At 45.8% G+C, this 1,370-nt stretch carries 1 protein-coding gene and 1 pseudogene; one reads left to right on the top strand and one right to left on the bottom strand.

Annotation, left to right across the window (positions count from 1 at the left end):
- The first annotated feature begins 190 nt into the window (after positions 1-190).
- A complete protein-coding gene (locus F6K20_RS38650) occupies positions 191-775 on the top strand; it encodes an Npun_F5749 family FMN-dependent PPOX-type flavoprotein (RefSeq protein WP_008187984.1) in 585 nt (194 codons plus the stop codon).
- A 131-nt stretch (positions 776-906) separates the two neighbouring features.
- Here F6K20_RS38650 and F6K20_RS38645 read toward each other — a convergent pair.
- Positions 907-1,272: pseudogene (locus tag F6K20_RS38645) on the bottom strand (serine O-acetyltransferase); the annotation flags it as partial.
- Positions 1,273-1,370: the final 98 nt, after the last annotated feature.

The following is a 1,370-nucleotide window of genomic DNA, read 5'->3' as shown; positions in this document are numbered from 1 at the left end:
TCCTAAGGTTTCGTCTCCGGGATAGAATCCAGGGGCTTGCGCCCTCAGGGTCTTTGGTCAGCCAACTTGGGGCTTGCTTCCATCCTGAGCTTGAAACTACCCTACATTTAGGTGCGACCCGTGGCGAATTTAATAATTAGATGCGGAAAGCTCACCTTTCCGCTATTTTATGGGCTATGTCTAAAAAAAAATGCCTATTGCTGTTTGGCGATCGCCCCTAGCTCGCGCAATCCATCACAATCGCAGCCTACCTTATGCTCGTTACTTTCAACTGGCAACCGTTGACCCCAAGGGCTATCCTGCTAACCGCACCGTAGTTTTTCGGGGTTTTTTGGACAACTCCAACCAACTCAAAGTTATTACCGATACCCGTAGCCAGAAAATTCACGACATTAATCATCATCCCTGGGGAGAAGTTTGTTGGTACTTTCCCAACACTCGCGAACAATTTCGTTTAGCAGGCCAGTTGACCCTGATCACTGCTGATTATCCTGACGAAGGACTTCAACAAGTCCGCCAGCAGACTTGGCAAAATCTTTCCGATGCAGCTCGCTTACAATTTGCGTGGCCTGACCCTGGTGTTGCTAGAGTACCAGATAAACAAGCCTTTTCCCCACCACCACCTGCCCTAGATCAGCCTTTGCCAAATTTTTGCCTATTATTGCTCGAACCAGTCAAGGTTGATCACCTAAGGTTGCAGGGTTTCCCCCAAAACCGATGGCTTTACTACCAAGACAGTTCTGGGGAGTGGTTTCAAAAAGCTGTTAATCCTTAGCTTCGGGGTCACACCAAAATGGGTGTGGTTAAAATATTCTATTGTGTTACTAATCCGATTCCCTGTCTAGAGCCAACAGGAACGACAGGTAAAACCTTCAACCTTTAACCTGCTAACATTTGACAACTAGCTCAAATCCCATAACTATCTAAACACTGCCGAATTTCTTTATCCTGGAGATCACAACATGGGGCATTAGCCCCCTTCTCTGGACCATCTGGTGTTGAAGAGTGATCAGATATCATTGATGCCATTGAAGATCTTTGCTGAGTTAACTCTTGTAGCTGTTGTTCTAGAGACTCAATCCGGTCTACTAACGCTCGAATTACCTTGGCTTCTGAGTCAGGCAAGCTACCATGTTCAAGGGGATTGACTCGTACACCGGAACGATAGACAATCCGACCTGGAATACCGACCACAGTACAATCGGAAGGAACATCTCGCAAGACCACTGACCCAGCACCAATGCGGACATTATTACCAATTTGGATATTCCCTTATTGTATTCGTCTAGGTCATGAAATATGGAACAAAATCACCTTTACGTTCTTGACACGACTTCAAACTTACACAACTTATTTCTTTTCATATCTGC

Source organism: Moorena sp. SIO2C4, from assembly GCF_010672485.1.
Taxonomy (GTDB): Bacteria; Cyanobacteriota; Cyanobacteriia; order Cyanobacteriales; family Coleofasciculaceae; genus Moorena; species Moorena producens.
This window is presented reverse-complemented; position numbering and strand designations above follow the sequence as displayed.